Annotated in this window: 1 pseudogene; it reads right to left on the reverse strand. The window is 66.2% G+C overall.

Annotation, left to right across the window (positions count from 1 at the left end):
• Positions 1–260: pseudogene (locus ACLQ22_RS32090) on the reverse strand (hypothetical protein); the annotation flags it as partial.

Below are 260 nucleotides of genomic sequence, written 5' to 3' on the forward strand. Positions count from 1 at the left end.
CCGTCGACCTGCTTGAGGCCCTTCAGGAACGCCGTCGTCGAGTACTCCGGGTCGGTGATCTGCTCCACCGTGCCCCAACCCGAGGACGGACGCTGCTGGAACAGGCCCTGCGAGTCGTGGTCGTTGCGGTCACCCAGATGACCCAGGTTCTCCAACTTCGACTCCTGCAACGCCGTCGCGATCGACACCACGGCGGCCCGCTCGTCCATGCCGGCCTTCTTCGTCGCGGCGATGATGGCCTTGACGTTGGCGACCTGCTC

This window comes from Micromonospora sp. DT178 (assembly GCF_049841695.1).
Classification (GTDB): Bacteria; Actinomycetota; Actinomycetes; order Mycobacteriales; family Micromonosporaceae; genus Micromonospora.